Genomic DNA, 3,030 nt, shown 5'->3' on the forward strand with positions numbered 1-3,030 from the left:
TGCACGTAATCAGCAAGCGATATACGCAGCGAATTGAGCGGCATAACCTGAATCTGAGGCAGCACCTGGCACGGCTGGGACGGAAGTCGCTGTCGCTCTCAAAATCGGTGGAGCTGCATGACAAAGTCATCGGGCATTATCTGAACATAAAACACTATCAATAATTTGGAGTCATTACCTAACCTGCTTTCTTTATGGAAAAGCGGCAACAGAATGGCCAGAGCAATGGCATATTCGGCTAAAAAAGAAGAATAAATTCAGGTGAGAATGTGTTTATTGGCTGTCTGTGATTATGCTTAAGGGTGGAAAGGCCTGACTCGGCCATACTAAACTCTGGGTTCAGTTTATTCGTTACGGCAGCATGAAGGCATTGTGAGGTTAATATGTTAAGTGAAAAACAAAAAGAACAGGTTAAAGCTACAGTCCCCGTTCTGAAAGAAAACGGAGTGGCGCTGACCGATTATTTTTACAAGAGAATGTTAAAAAACAACCCTGACCTGAAAGAAACGTTTAATATGGGGCATCAGCGAAGCGGTGCTCAGGCCAAAGCGCTGGCTGGCGCAGTGCTGGCGTATGCTGAAAATATTGATAATCCCGGTGTGCTGGCACCGGTTATTGAGCTTATCTGCCATAAGCACGTCAGTTTGAATATACAGACTCCTGATTATGATACTGTTGGCGAAAATCTGCTCCATTCCATCAGTGAAGTGCTTAATATCTCCATGGATGATGAATTAATCAGGGCCTGGGCGGAAGCGTATCAGCAGCTGGCTGATATTTTTATCGCGACGGAGAAACAACTGTATGAGGAGCATAAAAATACCAGCGGCAGCTGGGTTGGCTGGCGTGATTTTATTGTGGACAGAAAAGTCATGGAAAGTGCCGAAATTACATCATTTTATCTTGTCCCCAAGGACAGACAGGCGCTGCCTCCTTATAAACCGGGCCAGTATATCACGCTCCGGGTTATGGTACCTGCCTTGGGGATTAGACAACCCCGCCAGTACAGTCTTTCGAGCAGTCCTGCTGATAATTATCTGCGTATATCCGTAAAACGCGAAGATCCCCGTATCGAAGGGCAGGATCCCGGTTACGTCTCTTCAACGCTGCATAATGCTGTTCAGGAAGGTGACATCGTTGAACTCAGCGCCCCGACCGGAAACTTTTACCTTCTGAACCCGGATAATACGAATGTTCTTATCAGCGCAGGCGTCGGACTGACCCCAATGATATCAATGGTAAACCACCTGCTTGCAGAACATGCGGACCCAAATTTATCTTCTGCTGCCGGTACAGGCGACTCTGCCATCACGGAAAAGCAGTCAGAGGGCAAAAAAGATATTTATTTTATCCATGCGGCCCGCAGTTCAGAGGCCCATGCCCTGCGTGAAGAGCTGGAGAATTTAGCGCGCCGGAACAGAAATCTTCATCTGTTTATCGCTTATGAAAATGTCAAAGAAGGTGAGGTTGCCGGCAAAAACTACCACATGCAAGGACGTCTTAAGCTGGATGAAATGCCTGCTGCCTGTTTACCGAAAGAGGCTGACTATTACCTTTGCGGGCCGGTACCTTTTATGCAGGAGCAATACCAGGCCCTGCTCCGTCTGGGGATCCCACCGGAGAGGATCTTCAGTGAAGCGTTTACCACAGGTGGCGTTCACCTGTAATCCGTAAATCATCCCAGGAAAAGGTGCCTGAGCGTTACCGAAAAGGTTATTGCCCTGTAACCGGGACAGGGCGCTGACTGCCGCCCAGCGCTTTGTTCTGCTGTCCCTTTTCCATCTGACAAGGTTTTCCTGTCGTTGCCAGGAGGTACAGGAACGGCTTTTCTGAAAACTTACGCAGGGCACATGAAACCGGGCAGCGTACCTTTCTTACCGTTTGCAGAGGCAGCCTGATTTCAGGCCATGCAAAAAATGAATGCACACAACAAAGCCTGTTAAAAACGTCACGTTTATGAATGACATGTTCACCATGTTCATAAGCGTCCGGAAATACGCGGTTTATGCTGCAGATGAAAAACGGAAACGCTTATGCTCGGAATAAACTGCATTCTCTTTTCTTTTGCAAAATGCCTGACCGGAGCGGGAAAGAAAGTACATTCTGATCCGCTTAAGAATAAGAAATTTATTTCTGTCTGCCCTCTTCCAAAGCTCAAAGATGATTGCGTGGTGTTATCCCGATTAGATCGTAGTCAGCAGATTCATGTTTTATAGAGGGAAGTAAAGCATCTAGGACAAGGCCTCGCCTCAGCATCCCTGGATTTCGCTACCTTCATTGCGTCCCGGGTATGGTAAAAAGTGCCCAAAAAAACGCGATTTTCAACGCCAGGCAGTGATTTACACCCAGCTGTATGTACAAACAAAGCACCCGTGACTTCGAATTGCCTTGAAAGATAAAAATATTTTCCCATATTGCACTCTTATTTTTTTCATCAGGTTCAGGAATTGATCAAACCTCAAAACCTGTTAAGGGTTTTCCATGCTTTTAGCGGCAGGTTCGGCGCAGCTTCAGCGCCTTAGCGTGCCTGAAGTGTCCGGCCGGCCGACCTTTTTAATAAAGCCAGGCGGTAAACCTGTATCGGGTTATCAAATACAATGACCGAGCCGAGGTCTGTATTTACTTGAGCCTGGCCTTTGCGGCGCCCTTTTTGCGGCTCACCTGCCGTCTGGCATAGGCGATGACAGTCATCCAGTCAGGATCTGAACATTTATTCGTAAAGGTATTGAGGTTTTTGAAGAGTTCGGACCACATCTTCAGGTGTAAGCGATTCTGATAATGATAATGATAATGATACTTAAGATTTACCTCCATAGACCTTATGACATCATCCACCAGGTTCTTGATCTGCCTCAAATCCTCTCCGGACTGATGCCTTGCAGCAAGCTGCCTTATCTGAAAAGCATAAACTACAGTATCCAGCTCCACTGTAAACGTAAGCGTACAGCGAGAACCGTATTGACGGGGATGTGTTATTCAGTTGGCAGTGTGATGCGCCAGGGTAGCAGCTCGCTGACCCGGTTGACCGGC

2 protein-coding genes and 1 pseudogene are annotated in these 3,030 nt (G+C 47.2%); all 3 read left to right on the plus strand.

What is annotated here, in order from left to right:
- Positions 1-164: IS1 family transposase (locus FHW04_RS23390; protein WP_032237979.1), on the plus strand; the 164-nt coding region annotated here is incomplete at its 5' end.
- A 219-nt stretch (positions 165-383) separates the two neighbouring features.
- The gene (locus FHW04_RS23395) at positions 384-1,667 is read left to right on the plus strand and encodes a globin domain-containing protein (protein ID WP_033755959.1); all 1,284 of its coding nucleotides are present in this window, start codon (positions 384-386) and stop codon (positions 1,665-1,667) included.
- Positions 1,668-2,790: 1,123 nt separating this feature from the next.
- Positions 2,791-3,030: pseudogene (locus FHW04_RS23400) on the plus strand (hypothetical protein); the annotation flags it as partial.

Origin of the sequence: Pantoea sp. AN62, assembly GCF_050432985.1 — a bacterium.
GTDB classification, from domain to species: domain Bacteria; phylum Pseudomonadota; class Gammaproteobacteria; order Enterobacterales; family Enterobacteriaceae; genus Pantoea; species Pantoea brenneri.